A 22631-nucleotide genomic window follows, 5' to 3' on the forward strand; every position below is an offset into this window, starting at 1 on the left:
AATCACTGAATGAACACGGCATTTTCCATCCGCCGCCTTGCTGCAACCTTGGGAACAGTCGCAATTTTTAGTATGGGCGTCAATATGGCCTATGCTGATGATATTAGCGATGCCCAGTTGCAATCAGCTCAAAAAGCAATTGCAGCAATCCACGCAACCGACCAATTTGACGAATTTTTGCCAAGTACGGCTCGTGATCTCAAGGACGAATTGATGCGCAAAGATCCTAATCTTGCGAATGTCATTTCTGATACCGTCGACGAACAGGCAATGGCCTTGGTTAAACGTCGCGCTGATCTTGAAAAAGAAGCTGCACGTGCATATGCCAAGCACTTCTCTCAAGCCGAACTTGACCAGATTACCGCTTTCTATTCATCGGAAACCGGTAAAAAACTGCTGACAGAAGGTCCGGTTGCTGCGCGCGATATCCTTTCGGCCTATGATGTATGGCGTCAGGGAGTTGCCCAGGACCTGGCAACAAACGTTGGTAAAGCAATGGCACAAAAGGTTGGCCCTCAAAAGCATGCTGCTCCGGCCGCACCGGCAGCGCCTTCAAGTGCAAAACCGAAAGCACCGGTTCCTGCACAATAATAACGTTTTGGTGATTTCTAAAAATGGCGGCATAGTGAGCCGCCATTTTTTTTGCAAAATTTTTAAATTCGAGTATTCCTTCAATTGTTGAAAGCGGATCACGTTTTATTGGCTTAAAATTCAGGTAGGCTTTCACCATATTGAAGTTTGAACGGTTAAAATAAGTGTCTGAGAAGTTAAAGCGAAAGGAACAGCCTGTGTCATCATATGATTTTGATTTATTTGTAATAGGTGGTGGTTCGGGTGGCGTTCGTGCAGCACGCTTGGCAGGAGCCCTCGGAAAAAAAGTGGCTATTGCTGAAGAATACAGAATGGGCGGGACCTGTGTCATTCGCGGTTGCGTGCCCAAGAAGCTCTTTGTTTATGCGTCTCAATATTCTGAAGAATTCAAGGATAGCAAAGGATTTGGCTGGAGCGTTGATAAGGTTCGGTTCGATTGGAAAAAACTTCTGGACGCAAAAAATAACGAAATATCAAGACTCGAGGAACTATATCGGAAGGGTCTTGATAATAATCATGTTAAAGTGTTTGAAAGTCGCGTTGTTTTCGTTGACGGACACACATTGAAGATCGAAAAAACCGGCGAGCATGTAACGGCGGACAAAATACTTATCGCAACAGGTGGACATGTTGCGAGTCATCCGGAGATCGTCGGACATGAATTCTGTATCAGCTCGAACGAGGCTTTCAATCTTGATGAATTGCCGGAATCGATTGTAATTGCTGGCGGCGGATATATTGCGGTCGAATTTGCCAATATTTTTCATGGGCTTGGTGTGAATACTACGCTCGTTTATCGTGGCAATCTTATCTTGCGTAAGTTTGATGCCGATTTGCGACAATTGTTGAATGATGCCATGCAGGAAAAAGGTATCCGCATCATCTATAATTCAACAATCGAGAGCGTGGAAAAACAAGGTGGCGCGTTCAGTGTAAAACTGAACTCCGGAGAGATATTGAAGGCAGGCAAAGTGATGTTGGCGTTGGGGCGTTCACCCAATACTGAAGGGCTAAATCTCGACAAAGCCGGAGTGAACTGCAATTCCCGTCATGCGGTTATTGTTGATCAATTTATGAAAACCACAGCAGATAATATCTGGGCGGTGGGCGATGTAACAGATCGCATACAATTGACCCCGGTCGCTATCCATGAAGCGATGTGTTTTATTGAAACAGTCTTCAAAAATAATCCTGTTGCACCTGATCATGAACTGATTGCGACGGCTGTATTCTCTCAACCGGAAATTGGCACAGTAGGGTTGACCGAAGAAGACGCGGTAAAGAAATTTCAACGCGTTGAAGTCTATCGGGCTCTTTTCAGGCCGATGCGCAATACGCTTTCGGGAAACAGTGAAAAAATGCTCACAAAGCTTATTGTCGATGGCGAGTCCCGGATTGTTGTTGGGGCGCACATATTAGGTCACGGTGCCGCCGAGATGGCTCAACTTCTCGGTGTTTCGCTGAAAGGCAAATTGACAAAAGATGTGTTTGACAGAACCATGGCACTTCACCCGACTGCTTCGGAAGAACTGGTCACCATGTATCAGCCGAGTTATGTCTATGAAAATGGGAAAAAGTTGAATTAAAATATGAAATTCATGGGCCGAAAGTTGTATAATTTTTCAAGCACATTTATTGTGTCGTGTTTGAAAGCAGCAACTTGGCTTTGAATAGCATTTCTGTTTATATCAGAACCGGTTGGGTGAATTTCATGCCGAATGACCATTGTTCTGCATGAACTAAGCACCGGAACTATATTTTATACTGTGAAGTGAGATAATAATGACTAAAAACTGGACGCCTGCATCTTGGAGATCAAAACCGATCAAGCAGGTACCGACCTATCCCGATCCTGTCGCGTTGGCTCATGTCGAGGGCGAACTGCGCCGTTATCCACCTTTGGTATTTGCCGGTGAAGCACGTAATCTGAAACATGAACTGGCTCAAGTTGCAGAAGGTAAGGCATTTCTGTTGCAGGGCGGTGATTGTGCGGAAAGCTTCGCAGAACATGAAGCGGATAATATCCGCGATTTCTTCCGTGTCTTTTTACAAATGGCAATTGCTTTGACATTCGGCGCCTCGAAGCCGGTTGTGAAAGTGGGACGCATTGCCGGCCAGTTTGCAAAGCCGCGGTCTTCTGATACGGAAACAAAGAATGGTGTAACGCTGCCGTCATATCGCGGCGATATTATCAACGGGATAGAATTCAATGCAGAATCCCGTACGCCCGATCCGCAGCGTATGTCAGAAGTCTACAGGCAATCGGCTGCAACATTGAATTTGTTGCGTGCTTTTGCGCAAGGCGGTTATGCCAATCTCGACAATGTTCACAAATGGATGTTGGGCTTTATTGCCAATAGCCCGCAGGGTGAACGCTATAGCAAGCTTGCACAACGTATTTCCGAAACCATGGATTTTATGAGGGCGATCGGTATAACAGCCAAAACAAATCCTTCGTTACGCGAAACATCATTCTATACAAGCCATGAAGGACTTCTTCTCGGCTACGAAGAGGCTTTGACCCGTGTTGATTCAACATCCGGCGATTGGTATGCAACGTCGGGACATATGCTCTGGATTGGAGATCGGACCCGTCAAGCCGATTATGCCCATGTCGAATATTGTCGGGGCATCAAAAATCCGATCGGTCTGAAATGCGGACCATCACTTGACCCTGATGATCTATTGAAGCTGATCGATATTCTTAATCCCGAAAACGAGCCGGGAAGACTCACCCTGATTGCACGGTTCGGGTATGATAAAGTTGAAGAACACTTGCCACAACTTATTCGCGCTGTCGAACGCGAAGGTAAAAAAGTGGTTTGGTCATGTGATCCTATGCATGGGAACACAATAACGGCGAACGGTTACAAAACTCGTCCGTTCGAACGGATACTGAAAGAAGTTGAAAATTTCTTTGCTGTTCACCATGCTGAAGGAACATATCCTGGTGGTATCCATATCGAAATGACCGGTCGCGATGTGACCGAATGTACAGGCGGAGCGCACGCTATTTCGGCTGATCACCTTTCTGATCGTTATCATACACATTGTGACCCGAGACTGAATGCCGATCAGGCTCTTGAATTAGCATTTCTTGTTGCAGAATTATTGAAGAAAGAACGGGATGCCGAGACAAAACAAGCTTCCACTCATAATTGAGAGTGAAAGTAGTTTTTAAAACTGAATGGTGAGCGCATGGAGAGAATATTCAAAGCATTTCTGAATTCCCTTCATGCGCTTGAATATTTATTGACGCATGAAAAGGCGGTTATTCAAGAAGCCGCTTTTTTTGTCATTTCTATTCCGGTTGCGTTTTTCGTAACAAAAGATTGGGGAAACTTTCTTCTGCTGATCGGATCTATCCTTTTTGTTATTATTGTAGAAGTGCTTAATACAGCTATCGAAGCTTGTTGCAATGCTGTTACTCGAGATTATAGGGAAGATATCAAAATTGCCAAGGATGCAGGCTCATTGGCAGTGCTTCTATCTATAGTTTTAACGATATGTATATGGATAGCTGTCATTTTAAAAACGTTGTTTTTCATTTAATATATGACGTTGCAAGTAGAACCGTGACAGGTTAAATCAGGAACATGACCAAAAAGCTGATAGAAAATGATCTGACGCTCGCTGTGGCACAATTTAATCCTGTTGTTGGCGACATAGAAGGCAATTTGAATCTTGCCTTACGTGCACATGAACAGGCTAGTGTAGAGGGCGCCGATCTTCTGCTTTTCACCGAGCTTTTTATCAGCGGTTATCCTCCGGAAGATCTGGTTTTAAAGCCTTCTTTCATTGAAACTTGTGAAAATGCATTGGCTAAACTTGCCATGGCGACGACCACGGGGAGCGGCATTATCGTCGGTGTACCTATATGTCGGAAAGGCCGGATCTACAACGCGGCTGTTCTGCTTGACGCTGGAAAGATCGTTGCGGAATGCTTGAAATTCGATCTTCCGAATTATAGCGAATTTGATGAAAAGCGTGTTTTTTCGGCGGGGCCTCGTCCGAAACCGGTAGAGTTTCGCGGGGTTAGGATCGGTTTGCCAATCTGCGAAGATATCTGGAATGACGACGAAGTTGCAGCACGACTTGCAGAAAAGGGGGCCGAAATTATACTTGTTCCCAACGGTTCTCCTTATGATCGTGAAAAACCGGAATTGAGATATGAAGTTGTTAAAAAACAAGTGCTGAAATCATCTTTACCGATTGTCTATGCAAATGAAGTAGGCGGTCAGGATGAACTTGTTTTTGACGGTGGTTCTTTTGCACTTAATGCAAACGGCGCACCCGCTTTTCAAATGAAACATTTCCAAAGTGAGTTGGCATTCAGCCATTGGCAGAAACAGAATGGAAAATGGTCTTGTGTTTCAGGTCCGCAAGAAAAGTTGCTTCATGAAACCGCAGCCGACTATCAGGCTTGCGTCTTGGGATTTGGCGATTATGTCAATAAAAATCGTTTTAAAAGCGTGGTGCTAGGCCTTTCAGGCGGCATCGATTCAGCCTTATGCGCTGCTATCGCAACGGATGCACTTGGACCAGAACGGGTACATGCTATCATGCTTCCCTATAATTATACGTCTTCTCAGTCTATAAAAGATGCGGAAGAATGTGCAAAATTGCTTGGCTGTCGATATGACACGGTACCTATTGCGAAACCTGTCGAAGGGTTCGAACAAGCCTTGAAGCCGCTCTTTCAAGGAACTGCAGCTGACACTACCGAAGAAAACTTGCAAAGTCGCGCACGCGGCACCATTTTGATGGCTATATCCAACAAATTTGGCGCAATGGTTGTTACAACCGGAAATAAATCCGAAATGTCTGTCGGCTACGCTACGCTTTACGGTGATATGAATGGCGGGTTCAATCCGATAAAAGATATCTATAAAATGCAGGTTTATGGGCTTTCAAACTGGCGCAATAATCATTTTCCTGCAAATGGCTTGGGGCCGAAAGCAGCGGTTATCCCTCAAAATATCATAGATAAGGCTCCTACGGCTGAATTGCGTGAAAACCAAAAAGACGAAGATTCACTTCCGCCATATCCGGTACTGGATGATATTTTGCGTTGTCTTGTTGATGAAGAGATGAGTATTTCGGAGATCGTTAAACGTGGACATCCAAGGGATTTGGTCCAAAAGATCGAACATCTTCTTTATGTATCCGAATATAAAAGACGCCAATCGGCCCCTGGTGTGAAAATCAGTCACAAGAATTTCGGTCGTGATCGCCGCTATCCTATTACCAATCGTTTCCGCGATAAAAATTGAGTTATATTTATGATAAAAGTTCGTTTCGCACCATCACCAACAGGTTACATACACATCGGAAATACGAGAATTGCCTTGTTCAATTGGTTGTTTGCGAAAGCAAAAAAAGGCAAATACGTTCTACGTTTCGATGACACAGATATCGAACGGTCCAAGCAGGAATATATTGATGGAATAGGCGTTGATCTTGATTGGTTGATGATCAAACCGGACGAGATCTATTATCAATCCAAAAGATTTGATCGCTATAATGACGTGGTCAAAAATTTGAAACAACAAGGTCTGCTTTATCCTTGTTATGAAACGCAGGACGAACTTGAAAGACGACGTAAAATTCGGCTGTCACGTAAACTTCCTCCGATTTATGGACGTGAATCTTTAAAACTTACGCCGGAGGAAATTAAAGCTTTTGAAGCGGAAGGACGTAAGCCCCATTGGCGCTTCAAGCTTCCCAATTTTGATACTGATCCGTTCAAAACAAAACGTACGGATGTCCATTGGGACGATGTGGTTCGCGGGCCTCAAACAATTGATCTTGCCTCAATGTCGGATCCGATTCTTATTCGCGAGGATGGAAGTTACCTTTATACATTACCGTCTGTAGTTGATGATATTGATATGGGAATCACCCATATTATCCGCGGCGACGACCATGTCACCAATACCGGTGTACAAATTGCGATTTTCGAGGCTCTTGGTGCAAAAGCACCGACATTCGGCCATATCAATCTTCTCACGACGATTTCAGGTGAGGGGCTCTCAAAGCGTAAAGGTGATTTGTCTATACGTTCGTTGCGAGAAGAAGGTTTCGAACCTATGGCTGTCGAATCGCTCGCCGTTTTGATAGGTACTTCGGAAAATGTGACAGCATGCCGGAATCAACAAGAGCTCCTTCAACATTTTGATCTTGCATCCGCATCAAAGTCTTCTGCAAAATTCGATCCGGCCGATTTGTTGACGCTAAACAAGCATATTGTGCATACGCTTGAATTTGACGAAGTAAAAGACCGGCTGGATAAGTTGGGAATCAAGGGAAAGGATGCGTCACCATTCTGGTATGCGGTAAGAGGCAATATCGATAAAGTCAACGACACCAAAGATTGGTGGTGCAGACTGGAAAAAGATGAAGCCTTCAAACCCGTTCCAGCTGAAGACCGGGATTACGTCCGGCAATCTGCTAAATTATTGCCGGAGGGTGAATTTGATGAGGCAAGCTGGAAAGTCTGGACCGACGCATTGAAAAAAGCCACCGGCCGAAAGGGCAGGGCACTTTTTATGCCCTTGCGTCAGGCATTAACAGGGCTAGATCATGGGCCTGAAATGGCAGCATTATTGCCGCTTTTGGGTAGATCCAAGGTTCTTCAGCGTTTGCAATCGTGAATTTTTATTCACTGAGAAACTGCTAAAAAAGGCAGGTCGCAAGATGGTGGCCTGCCTTTTGTTCATAAAAAATGCGAACATTGCTCGATAATTTACCCGTCTGACCGGAGATTAGCTATTGCGACACCGCTGCGTTATCCTACGAATTTTTGATGAATGAACCGGCGATGATCTTCGTGAGTTAGCCTCTCGTATCAATCAGCATAAAAGCAGGGATGTCATTTCCAAAGCCTTTTGGTGAAGGCTGTTCCTTGGCATATTTGTCCGGATATTTCTTTTGAGGCTCTAACGAACGATCGGCAACAGTAGAAGGACGCTGGCCTTCCGAGCCTTTGTTCTTTATTTTGTCGGCAGGTGCGTTCCCGGGGTTTTTACGAACTTGTTTGCTATCCGAAGATGCTGCAAGCTCCTTGTCACTGTTTCCGGATCGAAAAGATGAAGATTTTGTATTCTTTCTTTGAGGTTTTGTATCACCTTCTACGGTGTCACGTTGAAGCGAAGAAAGATCTCCATTATACCAATCGATTTTCTGGTTGCTCATCTTCTCGATAGCATCGACATATTTTTTATCTGCCGTTGTAACAATCGTAAAAGCTCTGCCAGATTTTCCCGCGCGGCCGGTGCGCCCGATACGATGTACGTAATCTTCTGCATGAGTGGGGACATCATAATTAAAAACGTGACTTACATCCGGAATATCAAGACCTCTGGCTGCAACATCCGATGCAACCAGTAAAGCAATTTTCCCGTCCTTGAAATTTGCAAGCATCGTCATGCGGGAACGTTGATCCATATCCCCATGAAGTGCACCGACACTGAAATTGTGCCGCTCAAGCGAGCGGAAGAGTTCCGAAATATCTTTTTTCCGGTTACAAAATATGATCGCGTTTTTTAAGTCATCGCCCTCATTATGAATGACTTCACGTAATACGGCACGTTTTTCCCACGGCTTTCGTCCGGAAGCAACAAGCTTTTGCGTAATGGTGGTCGCAGTCGAAGAAGCTTTGGCAATTTCAATCCTGACCGGATTGTGTAAGAACTGTTCGGTCAATTTTGTAATTTCCGGTGCCATTGTTGCAGAGAAAAACAAAGTTTGGCGAGTAAACGGAATAAGCTTACAAATATGCTCGATATCAGGAATAAACCCCATATCAAGCATCCGGTCTGCTTCATCGATAACCAGAATTTCGACGCCTGTCAGCAATAGTTTGCCACGCTCAAAATGATCAAGAAGACGTCCCGGGGTGGCAATCAGAACATCCGCGCCGCGGTCAAGGTTGCGATCCTGATCTTCAAATGAGACACCGCCGATGAGTAGTGCCACGCTCAAGTGATGATTGACACCATATTGATCGAAATTTTCCTTGACTTGCGCTGCAAGTTCCCGTGTCGGCTCAAGGATAAGAGTTCGCGGCATCCGCGCCCTTGCACGTCCTTTTTCGAGTAATGTCAGCATGGGAAGCACAAAAGACGCCGTCTTACCGGTGCCGGTTTGGGCAATACCCAACACATCTTCACGCTTCAAGACGTGAGGAATTGCTCCAAGTTGAATTGGTGTCGGTTCTTTATATCCAACGGATTTTACTGCTTTGAGAACCTTTTCAGAAAGGCCCAAATCACTGAAACTGGTCAAAGGCGCTATCACTCTTTCTCTATTTCGCCCAACTTTTATGACTATGGTCAGGACAAGTCAGCCAATTTTCACCACTCATAAAGGCGTTAAGGTGCATTGACAAAAAAGTCAACAAAAACCGTCTTTTGATAGGTGTTTTCACCTGTATTGCTCTTAATAACGGAATTGTTCCGACAATATACGTTCATCCCATGAATGGTTGGAATCAAATAAAATGGAGGCTTTTACGCCGTGTGCCAAGGAAATAATGACTGAACTTACAGACTTTACTTCAACGTTATCTGCTGCAGCATTCACGGGACGCTTATCCAATTCAAGCATATCAAAACGGACGGTAACCGAATTCGGCAATAAAGCACCGTGCCAACGTCTCGGGCGGAACGGGCTGACAGGCGTCAGTGCCAATAACGGTGCAAGAAGCGGCAAAATAGGCCCTTGTGCAGAAAGGTTATAAGCAGTCGAGCCAGCGGGGGTTGCAACCATCACCCCGTCACAATTGAGCTCCTCCATTCGAACCTTGTCATCAATACTGATCTTGATTTTTGCAGCCTGATAGGATTGACGAAACAGCGATACTTCATTGATTGCCAATGCTTCGACATGGCCTTCGCAGGTGGAATCTGCAATCATTCTAAGCGGCTTTATATCTTCCTTATGTGCCTTGGCGATACGTTGTGGCAAATTGGCAATTCGATATTCATTCATAAGAAAACCGACGGAACCGCGGTTCATACCATAAATTGGTTTACCGGAATTCATGAAGTTATGAAGGACTTCAAGCATCGTCCCGTCGCCACCAAGAACAACAATGACATCAGCTTCATCAACAGTCGATTGCCCATAACGGTCGGTCAGTGCTTGTAAAGAGTTTCGGGCTTGTTCGGTCTTGGAAGCAATAAAATGAAACCGCTCGATAGACGTATTTACAAAGTCGTCCCGCTTTTCAGGGGAACCGCTTTTCGAAGTGTATGAATTGGAAGTTCGCACGCTATTATCCGACGTTAAAAATAAAACATCCAATATCTAATCTTTAACAAGGCTTTTTTCAATCATTGAAGATTTTTGCTGACAAAGATTATGAATAATGGCAGGTTTTAATTAATGTCCGTTGAAACATCCGGTCGTGCAAGGTATTCGGACCAGTTATTGTGGAGGTGTATTCATGAAAAAGACGCTTTGTTTAATTTTACCTATCGTATTTTTTTCTTTTTCATCTGCCTATGCAGAATCGAAATTGAAAGGTTGTGCCGCTAAAAAACATAGCATCGAAACACAGCTCGAATATGCGCGAAAATATAATAACAATGGTCAAATAAAAGGATTAGAAAAAGCACTTCAAGACAATATCAAAAATTGCGATGACGAAAAACTTGCATCCGAGCGTAAACAAAAAATAGAAGAAAAAATGAAGAAGGTCTCTGAAAGGGAAGGGGAACTTAACGACGCCAAAGCTAAAGGCGATCAGAACAAAATAGCCCGTAAGAAAGAGAAGTTGGAGAAGGCAAAACAAGAGCTGAAGGACGCTCAAGACGAATTGAGAAAATAGCCGAGTGGGAGAATTGGTCTTCTCTTATTTTGTTACTTGCGAAAAACGTCACTTCGGAATTTACCTATGACTTGTCATCAGGGTAAAATGGCAACGTGCTGGCATAACGACTAAAAAGTTATTATTGAACGGAATATCGGCAATTTTGATAAAACCCGCATAAATAGTGAGGTATTTTCTGCGGCTTGGAAAGGCGAGATTTTTTAGCCGGTCGACTACAGATTTTTACACAATTCAACAGATGAAATCCAAAAATGCCAATCAATTTTGTTTTTCTTGATTTCACTTGGTTATTCAGCAGGAACATTTTAACAAGCTCTGCAAAAAATCCCGATAGATGTAAGTGCCGGCACGTTGAGGAAATTAAAAATGGCGTTTGAACTATAATTTTTTCCACTGTTGTCAATCCGCTCTATATTTACCCCATCATAATTGTGCGACGCTGCCAATTTCTTTTGTTGTTGACATTATTCCGAACCCAAACATGCTTCAAAATCGGCCGATTTTTAATCGAGTCTCGTGCGTGGTAGGCTACTGATGGACATATTGCTTGTTGTAAGCAATTCGCCTGCCCTTAAAAATCCATGAATTTTTTAAAAGCGAAAGCTGGAATGATGGATAAGACTTAATCGGACGTGCAGAGGCGTCCCGATCAATCCGTTAAGAAAAATTCTTTTTCTCATTTTCTTTTATTTTTCCGTTTATTGAATGCAAAAAATATTTTTCACCATTGAACCATTCATTGTGATCGGCTAGAAAACGCACAATTAAATCGAATTTTATTCAATTCAGGTTTGCACCCGTAGCTCAGCTGGATAGAGCGCTGCCCTCCGAAGGCAGAGGTCAAGAGTTCGAATCTCTTCGGGTGCGCCATTTTTGCGATTAATTAGCCAATTTAAAAAGATCGAATTCGTTTTTGTATTTGTTCTATAAATATACGATATCTGTTATGAACTTATTAAGCATAGACGCTTTAGGTTATGAACCTTAAGCGTTATGTAAAAGAAAGTTTTGTTTTAGAAAAACTGTTTGAAAATTTGCATTATGTAGATTTTATTTTTTAATATATTAATATAATAAAAAATAAATATATATATTAATAATGTTAAAAATAAAACAGTTTATTACAAAAAATAAAAATATGATATGTATTGTTTAAAAAAACACAATTGTAATGTTAAATAATACTCTTCTATAAAATTAATATAAAAATTTCAGTGCACGTTCCATGTTGTTTTCAAAGAAGTTCTTTAGTTATAATTTGTACTTATGGACTTCCGATAGGATTAATATTCTTGTGTGAGATGCACGCAAAAGCTATTTAGTTGAAAAATACCAATGGGAAGACACTTTTCCGTTGCTACAATCCGCGTGACAATTTAGCACCACCTTGAAAAAATTGATTTTTAACCTCGAAGATTATTGTTTGTTGGTCCACATAACAGAGCGGGGGGATGGTTTTAAAAACGAATTGAAAGTATATGGCTTTTAGTTGATTTTATTGAACAATAATGCTTCAGAAAAACATAAAAGTTAATTTTAAATATATGGGTATCAATGAAAAAAATAACTTTTTTAAAATAAAAAATATTAAAACGTTTTTAAAATAAAATATTTATAAAATAAATTAAGGTGAAAACTTAGAAAAAATAATATAGAAATATTGACTAAATTGCATAATTTTCTGCTTATTATATTGTACTATAAGTAGGGTCCATTAAATAATGCGGACAGTTTGAAGAGGAAAATTATGAAATTTTTTTTGGTAGGGTTGATTTCCATTTTTTCCTTTATCTGTTTTTCTCAGTGTGCAGTATCTGCTCAGCTGGAAGACCAAGAGATGAATGATAAAATATGTAAAGCGTCAATGAAAGTTTATTTCTTTTTAAATAAATATCCGAAGAATATGAAGTCGTTAACACGAGAAGGCTATCAGGGATATCAAAGTGAGTCAGGTTATATTTATTATTGTAGGAATGTTCGTTCGAAAGTATACTTTGAATGGGAGAAAGGTACTGGAAATTGGATGTACAGTAGCTCCACTTTCTATGAAATAGAAGGAAATTTGTTGACTATTAGAACGGATATGAATATTGAAAGTTTTAATATTAGTCAGATATATTAGAATTATAATTCATATTATTAAATAATAAAAAAATAAAATTTATGTTTTAATATTATAAAAAATTTATTTAAATTGTAATAATTGATATTTATTAATGACATATATAAGAACGATCCTGAAGTATTGTTTTACTGTTAATTAAAGTGGTTAATCCGAAATCCATTTATATAAAATAAATTCAATACCTATTTCTCATTTAACATAAATTACATTGAGAACAGAAAAATTTTATGAATAAAGTAGGTAATGAGTTTTTTTAATTAGGTATCTGACTGCTCAAAGTGGACCGGCTAAAGGGTACGAAAAAGTTAGTGAATTACGTCAGGGTATTTATGTCTGATGATTATGGTTCATGGGAATCAGACTTAAATCTCCAAAAATTGACGCGTAGTCAAAATGAAAGAAATTTTCGGCTGAAATTGACGGAGCATGAATTCTGGCACGAAGACCGGATCGTAAATGGTGCCGAAAACAAGTTTTTATGACTGAGTAAAAACCCCATAATGCAGAAATTTCGATCGCATTATGGGGCTCGACATTAAATTTAAAGAATTTCAGTTTTCAAGGTATCAAAAAAATCCTTTTCTTTGCCACCAACCGACGCGTTTCGGTTTTTTATCTTCATTTTCATCCGAAGATGTCACGACCGGTTCTGTCGTAGCCGTTTCGTTATTTTTAGCTGTTGTTGTTTTTACCCGGGTTGTTTTACGCGTAGATTTTCTTGCCGGTTTTTCCGCTTTGACCGCTGCGTTTCCACTCGCCGTTTCGTTTGATTGTTCTTCGACTTTAGCTTTCCGTGAGCGCCTTGTAGTCTTTTTAGCGGGTTTTTGAGCTTCTTGCGGCATATCAATTTCTGTCGACGTTACAGCATTTTCTGTATCATCCGAAACGGTTTCAATTGTTTTTTCTGCCGTTTTTGTTTTCCGCTTGCGTCCACGTGAAGCAGGTTTTGCCGGTTTCTCAACTTCTGTACTTTCGACATTTGTGTCCACATTCGTTTCGGAAACTGCTTTGTCTTCCTCGGTAGAAGCTTTTTTCGTCCGTCTCTTGCGAGTTTTTGCGGGCTTTTTTTGCTCTATCTTTTGTTCTTCGTTAGAAACTTCCGGTTCCGGAGAAGTTTCTGGTTCCTGCTGCTCTTTTATCGCAACGGGCGTGACCTGAACCGCAATTTCGGTTGCTGAGAAACCGACCGGTTCTGCATGAGGAACACGGCGTTGGCGCCTTGCAGCAATGACTTCGGCCAATGCGCGTTCAGCAAAATCACCTACCGGTTCAGCATAGGGAATTCTACGGCGTTCGAAATCGTTATCACGATAGCGGCGGCCGCCACGACGTCCGCGACGGCGCCGACGTCTGTTGTCTTCCTCGCCATGTACAACTTCATCATCATTACGGACACGTTGAGGCTTTTCTTCATTGCGGTCGTTTGATTTACCGCGGTTACGCCTTCTGCGTCTTTGATTGTTCTCGTTATTATTGTCGTCTTTCGTTTCGTTGTCTGTCTCTGCAACAACTTCATCTTCGGCAATGTCGTCTTCTTCAGTCTCCTCAACGGGTGGCAACTGAGGAATAACAGCAGGAGTTCCTTCTGCGGCTGTACCTTTATAGATAGCCAGATTTTGTGCGCCAACTTCGTCATCAGCCTCAATGTTGATTGTGAGACCGAAACGATTTTCCAAATCCGATAAAGCTTGTCGTTTGTGGTTGAGCACATATAACGCAGTTGCAACCGATGTCCGCACAATGATGTTGAAATGCGGGTTACGCAAAAGATATTCCTCAATTGAACGCAGAACATGGAGCGCTAACGAAGAGTCGGAGCGTATATAACCCGTCCCGTTACAGTGCGGGCAGGGCTGCATCGTGCTTTCCAGAACGGAAGCGCGAATACGCTGCCTGCTCATTTCCATAAGCCCAAAATGCGAAATACGTCCGACCTGTATGCGTGCTCGATCGTCTTTCAGACAATCTTTGAGTTTTTTCTCGACCAGTCTGTTATTGCGTTTTTCTTCCATATCAATGAAATCAATGACAACAAGACCGGCAAGATCGCGTAATCGCAATTGTCTGGCCACTTCTTCTGCTGCCTCAAGATTGGTTTGGCAGGCAGTCTCTTCAATGGAATGTTCTTTGGTCGAGCGACCCGAGTTCACGTCGATCGCAACGAGAGCCTCGGTTTGGTTTATGACGAGGTATCCGCCGGATTTCAGTGTAACTTCAGGTTGAAGCATTGCGTCAAGTTGGCCTTCAATGCCGTTATGTGCAAAAATTGGCAACTGCTCACGATATGGCTGCACAACTTTTGCATGACTGGGCATTAACATACGCATAAAATCTTTGGCTTCACGGTAGCCTTGCTCGCCTGAAACGAGTATCTCGCTAATGTCTTTGTTATAGAGATCGCGGATGGACCGCTTGATGAGGCTACCTTCTTCATAAACAAGACAAGGTGCCACTGATTCAAGCGTCAGCGCACGGACATTTTCCCAAAGACGCATCAAATATTCATAATCACGCTTGATTTCAGCTTTTGTGCGATTTGCACCGGCAGTGCGTAAAATTACGCCCATGCCTTTTGGAACGTGAAGATCTTTGACAACTTCCTTGAGGCGTTTGCGATCCTGAATATTGGTAATTTTACGGGAAATACCGCCTCCACGCGCTGTATTCGGCATAAGTACGGAATATCGGCCCGCAAGAGACAGATAGGTTGTCATAGCAGCGCCCTTGTTGCCACGCTCTTCTTTTACAACCTGAACAAGAAGAATTTGGCGACGTTTGATGACTTCCTGAATCTTATATTGGCGACGAGGCGAACGTTCGCGAGTTGGCACCTCTTCCAATGCATCTTCAGCACCGACGAGCTCTACACTATCTTCAGTGTCTTCTACGGCTTGCTCTACATCATCTTCATCATCGGCCGCCTCGGCGGTCGTTTCATTTTCGACATTTGCTGGTGCCGATTTAACTTTTTTTCGATGGTTGTTTTTGGAAATTTTCTCGCTTTCCTGATCTTCTTCTTCGTCAACGAGAGCCGCTTTTTCTTCTTCCTCTAACAGAGCTTGCCTGTCAGCAACAGGAATTTGATAATAATCGGGGTGTATTTCCGAAAACGCGAGAAAACCATGACGATTGCCGCCATATTCCACAAAAGCTGCTTGCAGCGACGGCTCTACCCTTGTTACACGGGCGAGATAAATATTCCCCTTTAACAGCTTTTTGTGTTCGGATTCGAAATCGAATTCTTCAATACGATTACCGCGAACAACGACAACTCGCGTTTCCTCCGGGTGGGAGGCATCGATAAGCATTTTGTTTGACATTATAGAAAATCCTGCAGGCGACACGTATCGTAGAGCCGATAAGAAGCTTTGAAAGCCCTCCGGAAGTCGAAAAATACTGTCTGCCGATGAAAATAGGTTTTGCCAACGAACTATAAGTGGAATGGGCGCGCATATTCCCGCTTGCATGTGCCGCTATTGAAATATTTTCCATTGTCAGTTTTGTTTGACTCATATTCATCGAGTCTCCGGCAAAACGTTTTTGAAATAGTCCGGATGACCGAACCAGCGAAACTTAACTGTTACAAGCTCGTTTCCACTCCACTTTTCTCATGTGTAAAATGATGTAGAAAGCGCATCGCTTGTAGACTTTTTGGACAGAAATTTTTGAATGAACCTGTTTATAAGAACTTTTGTCCATTTTCTTTTCTGACCATTTAAGACATTTACGCTTTTAAGTCGATATTGTGTCTAACACAAGTAACTTTATAGGGGCACTTGACTTATTCGCTTGAAAAAGACGATTTTGCCGGTTTATGCGGATTTCAATCATGTGGCATTTATGCAATCTTAAAATTGCCAAACAACCATTTTACCGCTCAGCAGGTCGTTGAATTTAAAATCACTGGAAAACGAGGATTTTTTGCAATGAATCAACAAAGACAAAATATAAGGTTCATTGCCGCAATACGTAATACAAGATGGATTGTTTTTCTCGTTTCACTATTTATGTGTATTTCGGGTTTTGTTGCTTCGCATGTTGAAGCAGCCGGTACCTTGGAACTCATAAATATACGGGCGATCGGGGACAACACCCGTACAAGGCTCGTTGCCGTATTTTCAGCAAATCCTGCTTATTCTATCCAATTTCTTGATCGACCGTATCGTCTGGTCATTAATCTTCCAAGTGTCGATTTTTCTTCTCAAAAACAGCAGCCGCAAACGTTCGGAATGGTTTCCGATTTGCGCTATGGTACATCCGGTCCAGGCTCATCAAGAATTATCCTCACAGCCAAGGTTCCTTTTTCGATCGAAAAGAACAACATTGAACAATTGGATAGTGGACTTTGGCAACTGGTTATCGACCTCACAAAAGACAATGAACAGAATTTTAAAAAAACAATAAACAATCAGAACGTAGATAACACGCGAAAAACAGATACTAAACCAATCGCACAAAGACCTTTCCGTGTTGTGATTGATGCCGGACACGGAGGCATTGACAGCGGGGCAGAAAGTATTTCCGGAGTATTCGAGAAAAATGTCACTTTGGCATTTGCCCGTTCATTGCGCGATGAACTGGAAAAAAATGTTAATCTTGAGGTATTTCTGACCCGTGATTCCGACGTCTTTTTAAGACTTAACGAACGTGTGCAAAAAGCGCGCGGTTATGGTGCGGATCTGTTTATTTCAATTCATGCCGACACAATCAATATGGCTGCAATGCGTGGTGCGACAGTCTATACGATTTCCGATCAGGCGTCGGATGATCTGGCAAAGGCTTTGGCCGATCGCGAAAACAAGGCTGATCTTGTTGATGGGTTACCTCCTGATGAATCGCCGGAAGTTACAGACATTCTGATTGATCTTGCTCGCAGAGAAACTCTGTCTTTCTCGGTTAATTTTGCCGATAGAGTGATTTCCAGCCTTCTTCAAGGTGACATCAATCTCATCAAAAATCCGCATCGCTACGCCGGTTTTCAGGTCTTGAAAGCACCGGACATTCCTTCTGTGCTTATCGAAATCGGGTATTTATCGAACAAAGAGGACGAACGGCTTGTTACCGATCCGTTATGGCGTAAAAAAGCCGCAGTGGCGATTTCAAATGCGGTGCAGCAATTTGCAAAATACCGGAATGGAAGTGGAAGTAATCCACAGCCTTGAAAAATGTATGAGAAAAACTGTATCGCCAGTCTTAACTTTGACATTAAAATACTAAATATTGCAATTTAGCCTTGTTTCTATCGCAATTCCGGTGCACACGCAACGAGGCTCACCATTGGAATCTCTCGCATTGTGCGAGTTCGGGAGAAAGCGATATCCGGGTATTATGATGAAGTTTTTTAATTTTTTTCTAGCCGCCGGCGTTGCTGTTGGTTTTGGTGTAACCCTGATGGGGTCGGCAATAGCCGAAAATGAACAGCAGGATGATGAACTTCCGGATTATCAGGTGCTCGCTGATTATGAACCACCGGTGATGACTCGTATTCACGCCGCCGACGGTGGTCTCATGGCAGAATTTGCGACCAATCGTCGTCTCTATTTGCCTATCCAATCTGTTCCGGATCTCGTAAAATCAGCATTTATTTCAGCTGAAGATAAAAATTTTTATAGCCATTTCGGGCTTGATCCGGAAGGCCTTGCCCGTGCATTGGTGAGCAACGTCAAAAATATTGGCTCGGGGCGCCGTCCCGAGGGGGCTTCAACAATTACCCAACAGGTTGCAAAGAACTTTCTTTTGAGCTCCGACGCAACAATGGAACGCAAAATCAAAGAAGCAATTCTGGCGATGCGTATCGAGAGGGCTTACTCGAAGGATCGCATTCTCGAACTTTATCTGAACGAAATTTACCTCGGGCGCGGCGCTTACGGCATTGCTGCCGCTGCTCTTACATATTTTAATAAGTCCGTAAATGAACTTACATTGGAAGAATGTGCTTATCTTGCATCTCTCCCGAAGGGACCAAGCAACTATGATCCGTTCAAACACACACAACGTGCGCTGGACCGGCGTAATTGGGTGATAGACCGGATGGTCGAAAACGGTTATGCAACGCAAATTCAGGGCGAGCAGGCAAAAGTCAAGCCCCTCGGTGTAACTTTGCGTGGTGATGATACCTATATTTTTGCTGCCGACTATTTTACCGAGGAAGTCCGTCGCCAGCTTATCAATCGCTATGGCTCGAAAACACTTTATGAAGGCGGCTTGTCGGTTCGCACCACGCTTGACCCGAATTTACAAGTTATGGCTCGCCGTTCCTTGCAAGACGGTCTGGTCAAATACGACCAGAATCACGGCTGGCGTGGAGCGTATAAACACATCGATATTGCAGATGATTGGGGTGTTGCACTTGGTGATGTTAGCGGATTTAGCGATGTTCCGGAATGGCGTTTGGCTGTTGTGCTCAACGTTGCGTCGGATAAAGTGAAAATCGGCTTACAACCGAAGCGGGAAGTTTCCGGTGCACTCTCGGCGGAACGTGATGTTGCAACAATTAATGCTAGCGATATGCGATGGGCCTATCGCATGGTTGGTAAAAATGACAGACATTCTTCGGCGACAAGTCCCGCTGGCGTTTTGCAAGTTGGCGATGTTGTTTTTGTCGAAAAGAAAGCCGGCAGCGAGGGTAGCTATTTGTTACGTCAACCGCCGAAGATCGAAGGGGCGATGGTGGTCATGGAACCACGAACCGGCCGCGTTCTTGCTATGGTTGGCGGATTTTCATTTTCCGAATCGGAATTCAATCGCGCAACCCAAGCTTATAGACAACCGGGTTCTTCATTCAAACCGTTTGTTTATGCAGCAGCACTTGATAATGGCTATACGCCTGCTTCGGTTGTCCTTGACGGGCCTGTGGAAATCAAACAGCCGAACGGGGAAGTCTGGCGGCCGAAAAATTACGGCGGGACTTTTGCCGGACCGTCGACTTTACGTTACGGTATCGAACATTCGCGTAATTTGATGACAGTACGTTTGGCAAACGATCTTGGTATGCCGATTGTGTCCGAATATGCTGAACGTTTCGGAATTTATGATAAATTGCAACCGTATCTTCCTATGGCATTAGGAGCAGGCGAAACAACAGTTTTGCGCATGGTGACCGCTTACTCGGTTATTGCAAATGGTGGTCGCTCCATCTCACCGTCGTTGATTGACCGAATTCAGGATCGCTATGGCAGAACGATTTATCGTCACGACCAGCGTAAATGCGATGGTTGCAATGTCAAAGCATGGGATAACCAACCCGAGCCGACATTGATAGACGAGCGCGATCAAGTGCTTGATCCGATGACAGCCTATCAGATTACGTCCATGATGGAAGGCGTGGTTCAGCGAGGTACAGCTGCACGACTTTCATATTTGAACCGTCATATTGCCGGCAAAACGGGTACGACAAATGATTCAAAAGATGCATGGTTCATGGGATTTACACCCAATATCGTTGTTGGTGTCTTTATCGGATATGACCAACCGGCAACTTTGGGATATGGCGGCACTGGTAGTTCACTTGCAGTCCCGGTCTTCGGAGAGTTTATGGAAAATGCCATGAAAGGCGTTCCGGATGTCGACTTCAAAATTCCTGATGGTATGATGCAGATTGCAATTGATCGGAAAACCGGTATGCGGGCAGAACCCGGAAATAGCAATGTAATTGTAGAGGCTTTTAAACCCGGCACCGGACCGGCCGACGTTTATCAGGTTATCGGTGGAACGACTTCATTCAAAGAAGGTGTACCAACTGCACCGACCTCTCCTCAGGTTAACAAAGCCATTCAAAGCGGTTCCAGTGGCCTTTATTAAAATTCGAGTTTCGTCAAAAAAACGAGAAGTGAATATTGCAACAAAATTATAGATTGATAAAAGGCCTATTGACAGAAATTGGAAACGTTACACGACGCGAAAATTTCCATGCCAACTATGAAAATTTAGATTAGTAAAATCGGAAAAAGATACAGTTATGCGAGCAGAAATTGAAACTTTGGTCGAAGAAATCAAGCAAGCTATTGCCTTGCTGAGGAGGCATCTTTGACTGGGATCAGTCGGTAAAACGTCTGGAATATCTCAATGAAAAGGCTGAAGATCCAAGCCTCTGGGATGACGCTGCGAAAGCACAGGAATTGATGCGCGAACGTCAGCAGCTGGATGACGGGATTAATAATATCAAGCATTTGACACAAACACTTAATGATAGTGTCGAGCTCATTGCAATGGGAGAAGAAGAGGGGGATGACGATATCGTCAGAGATGCAGAAGCCTCGATCCATGCATTGAAGGGTGAACTTGATAAACGCCAGATTGAAATGCTGTTATCGGGCGAAGTCGACGGTAACGATACCTATCTTGAAATTCATGCCGGTGCCGGTGGCACGGAAAGTCAGGATTGGGCGTCGATGCTCTTGCGCATGTATATAAGATGGGCGGAAAAACATTCTATGAAAGTGGAAGTATTGGAAGTCCATGACGGTGAAGAAGCCGGGATAAAATCGGCAACGATACTGGTTAAAGGGCACAATGCTTATGGCATGTTGAAAACCGAATCCGGAGTGCACCGTCTGGTTCGAATTTCGCCTTATGATTCTAACGCGAGGCGCCACACTTCCTTCGCCAGTGTCTGGGTCTATCCGGTGATTGATGACAATATCAAAGTCGACGTTTCGGAAGCGGATGTGAGAATTGATACTTACCGTTCGTCGGGTGCGGGTGGTCAGCACATTAACACCACCGACTCTGCAGTAAGAATCACGCACCTTAAAACGGGCATCGTTGTTCAATGTCAGGCGGAACGATCGCAACATAAAAACCGCGCAACAGCTTGGGCTATGTTGAGAGCCCGGCTTTACGAGGAAGAATTGAAGCGTCGCGAAGATGAAGCCAATGCGCTTGAAGCTTCAAAAACCGAAATAGGTTGGGGACACCAGATACGCTCCTACGTTTTGCAGCCTTACCAATTGGTGAAGGACTTACGTACGGGAGTCGAAAATACAGATCCGCAAGCAGTTCTTGATGGTGATCTTGATCAATTCATGGAGGCAGCTCTTGCTCAAAAGATTAAAGGCGGCGTTGAACACGTGGAAGATGTCACCTAAGAACTTGAATGTTTTGTGTCGAGCCCGTTACTTTTCGAATTTTACAGGCTTTCTCACTTATCTTATCAAACAAAATAATAAATTGCTTCACCCTTTGTACATCTCCGATGGCGGCTTTGGGGTGAAGCTTAAAACCGGACTGATTATTCGCAGTCCGAGTAACCTTCAAAAAACTGTTTTGACTAAGATTAACCGCGAGGACCTGTTACAATCGGGTCAATGCCAGCATAGGGTTTGAAGACGATGTTTTCTGTTGTTGGAGCAGACAATTTAGGCATAGAAGGAAGCGTTTGACGAACAGATGATGTGCTAAGGGCATGTGTGTTGACAGTATCCTTGGCAAAAGGTGCAGCGGTGCCACCAGCTATACAAACAAATGATAAAACAAAAATTTTTACCAGATTTCTCATTTTGCCATACGTCCTTTATGGCAACTATTAGCACACCAAAAAGTTAACAAATTCCTAACCACGTAAAATCAAGCTATTGCTTTTGCGCTTTCCAACACAATTTTTGCGTGCCCCGGCACTTTAACTTTGCGCCAGATTTCAGCAATTTTACCGTTTTTGTCGATCAGAAATGTACTTCTCTCGACCCCCATATATTTTCGGCCATACATCGACTTTTCTACCCATACCCCATATTGCTGCAAAGTCGTTTTTTCTTCGTCGGAAACCAGAATGATGCTTAGATCATGTTTGGATTTGAATTTGTCGTGTTTTTCCGGTTTATCAGGGGACATTCCGACGATTGTAACATTGATCTTGTCGAACTCGGGCTTCAACTCTGAAAAATTATGAGCTTCAAGAGTGCAGCCGCTAGTATCGTCCTTCGGGTAGAAATAGAGAACAACAGGGTGTCCGCGAAGTTCGGACAGTGTTTGTGTTTTTCCACTATCGCCCGGTAATTTGAAATCGGGAGCGATATCCCCTTTATTTAACATGGTCATTGAAATACCTTTCTTCTGTGGGAACAAATAAAATGACATCATAAA

15 protein-coding genes and 1 tRNA gene are annotated in these 22631 nt (G+C 43.3%); 11 read left to right on the top strand and 5 right to left on the bottom strand.

Going from position 1 to position 22631, the window contains the following annotated elements:
• Positions 1–9: 9 nt before the first annotated feature.
• The 6 genes from PEB0122_RS09810 (at position 10) to gltX (ending at position 7244) form a co-directional block, all read left to right on the top strand.
• Positions 10–591 carry a DUF2059 domain-containing protein gene (locus PEB0122_RS09810; RefSeq protein ID WP_075870745.1) on the top strand — a complete coding sequence of 194 codons (582 nt, stop codon included), beginning with the start codon at positions 10–12 and terminating at the stop codon, positions 589–591.
• Between the two features lie 197 nt (positions 592–788).
• Entirely contained in the window at positions 789–2177 is a 1389-nt protein-coding gene (gene gor / locus PEB0122_RS09815) for a glutathione-disulfide reductase (RefSeq protein WP_075917216.1), read from the top strand.
• A 196-nt stretch (positions 2178–2373) separates the two neighbouring features.
• Entirely contained in the window at positions 2374–3753 is a 1380-nt protein-coding gene (locus tag PEB0122_RS09820; protein ID WP_075914398.1) for a class II 3-deoxy-7-phosphoheptulonate synthase, read from the top strand.
• Positions 3754–3789: 36 nt separating this feature from the next.
• Positions 3790–4143 (top strand): diacylglycerol kinase, encoded by a 354-nt coding sequence (locus tag PEB0122_RS09825; protein WP_075870743.1) that lies wholly within the window; start codon positions 3790–3792, stop codon positions 4141–4143.
• Positions 4144–4187: 44 nt separating this feature from the next.
• Positions 4188–5864 carry an NAD+ synthase gene (locus tag PEB0122_RS09830; protein WP_075917021.1) on the top strand — a complete coding sequence of 559 codons (1677 nt, stop codon included), beginning with the start codon at positions 4188–4190 and terminating at the stop codon, positions 5862–5864.
• A gap of 9 nt (positions 5865–5873) precedes the next feature.
• Entirely contained in the window at positions 5874–7244 is a 1371-nt protein-coding gene (gene gltX, locus PEB0122_RS09835) for a glutamate--tRNA ligase (RefSeq protein ID WP_075917023.1), read from the top strand.
• A gap of 181 nt (positions 7245–7425) precedes the next feature.
• On the opposite strand, the gene PEB0122_RS09840 is transcribed toward gltX, so the two are convergent.
• A complete protein-coding gene (locus tag PEB0122_RS09840) occupies positions 7426–8889 on the bottom strand; it encodes a DEAD/DEAH box helicase (protein ID WP_075917025.1) in 1464 nt (487 codons plus the stop codon).
• Between the two features lie 141 nt (positions 8890–9030).
• A complete protein-coding gene (locus PEB0122_RS09845) occupies positions 9031–9792 on the bottom strand; it encodes an NAD kinase (RefSeq protein ID WP_075870883.1) in 762 nt (253 codons plus the stop codon).
• A gap of 247 nt (positions 9793–10039) precedes the next feature.
• Here PEB0122_RS09845 and PEB0122_RS09850 point away from each other — a divergent pair, with 247 nt between their 5' ends.
• Both PEB0122_RS09850 and PEB0122_RS09855 read left to right on the top strand, forming a co-directional pair.
• Complete coding sequence (locus tag PEB0122_RS09850) at positions 10040–10423, top strand: DUF1090 domain-containing protein (protein WP_075917027.1); 384 nt, start codon at positions 10040–10042, stop codon at positions 10421–10423.
• A gap of 796 nt (positions 10424–11219) precedes the next feature.
• Positions 11220–11296, top strand: a tRNA-Arg gene (locus tag PEB0122_RS09855).
• A gap of 1821 nt (positions 11297–13117) precedes the next feature.
• Here the strand turns inward: PEB0122_RS09855 and PEB0122_RS09870 are convergent.
• Positions 13118–15871 (bottom strand): Rne/Rng family ribonuclease, encoded by a 2754-nt coding sequence (locus tag PEB0122_RS09870; RefSeq protein ID WP_075917033.1) that lies wholly within the window; start codon positions 15869–15871, stop codon positions 13118–13120.
• A 606-nt stretch (positions 15872–16477) separates the two neighbouring features.
• Between PEB0122_RS09870 and PEB0122_RS09875 the strand changes: the two genes are divergently transcribed.
• The 3 genes from PEB0122_RS09875 (at position 16478) to prfB (ending at position 21637) form a co-directional block, all read left to right on the top strand.
• Positions 16478–17713: an N-acetylmuramoyl-L-alanine amidase gene (locus PEB0122_RS09875; RefSeq protein ID WP_075917217.1), complete on the top strand. Its 1236-nt coding sequence runs from the start codon at positions 16478–16480 to the stop codon at positions 17711–17713.
• 166 nt (positions 17714–17879) lie between these two features.
• Complete coding sequence (locus PEB0122_RS09880) at positions 17880–20351, top strand: penicillin-binding protein 1A (RefSeq protein WP_075917035.1); 2472 nt, start codon at positions 17880–17882, stop codon at positions 20349–20351.
• 157 nt (positions 20352–20508) lie between these two features.
• A protein-coding gene (gene prfB, locus PEB0122_RS09885) for a peptide chain release factor 2 (RefSeq protein WP_143238540.1) occupies positions 20509–21637 on the top strand; the annotation gives its coding sequence in 2 pieces (ribosomal slippage) (positions 20509–20577 and positions 20579–21637; 1128 coding nt in all).
• Positions 21638–21825: 188 nt separating this feature from the next.
• On the opposite strand, the gene PEB0122_RS09890 is transcribed toward prfB, so the two are convergent.
• Both PEB0122_RS09890 and bcp read right to left on the bottom strand, forming a co-directional pair.
• Positions 21826–22047: a hypothetical protein gene (locus tag PEB0122_RS09890; protein WP_075917037.1), complete on the bottom strand. Its 222-nt coding sequence runs from the start codon at positions 22045–22047 to the stop codon at positions 21826–21828.
• 68 nt (positions 22048–22115) lie between these two features.
• Entirely contained in the window at positions 22116–22586 is a 471-nt protein-coding gene (bcp, locus tag PEB0122_RS09895) for a thioredoxin-dependent thiol peroxidase (protein ID WP_075870733.1), read from the bottom strand.
• Positions 22587–22631: the final 45 nt, after the last annotated feature.

Origin of the sequence: Ditibartonella apis (assembly GCF_001952075.1) — a bacterium.
GTDB classification, from domain to species: Bacteria; Pseudomonadota; Alphaproteobacteria; order Rhizobiales; family Rhizobiaceae; genus Bartonella; species Bartonella apis.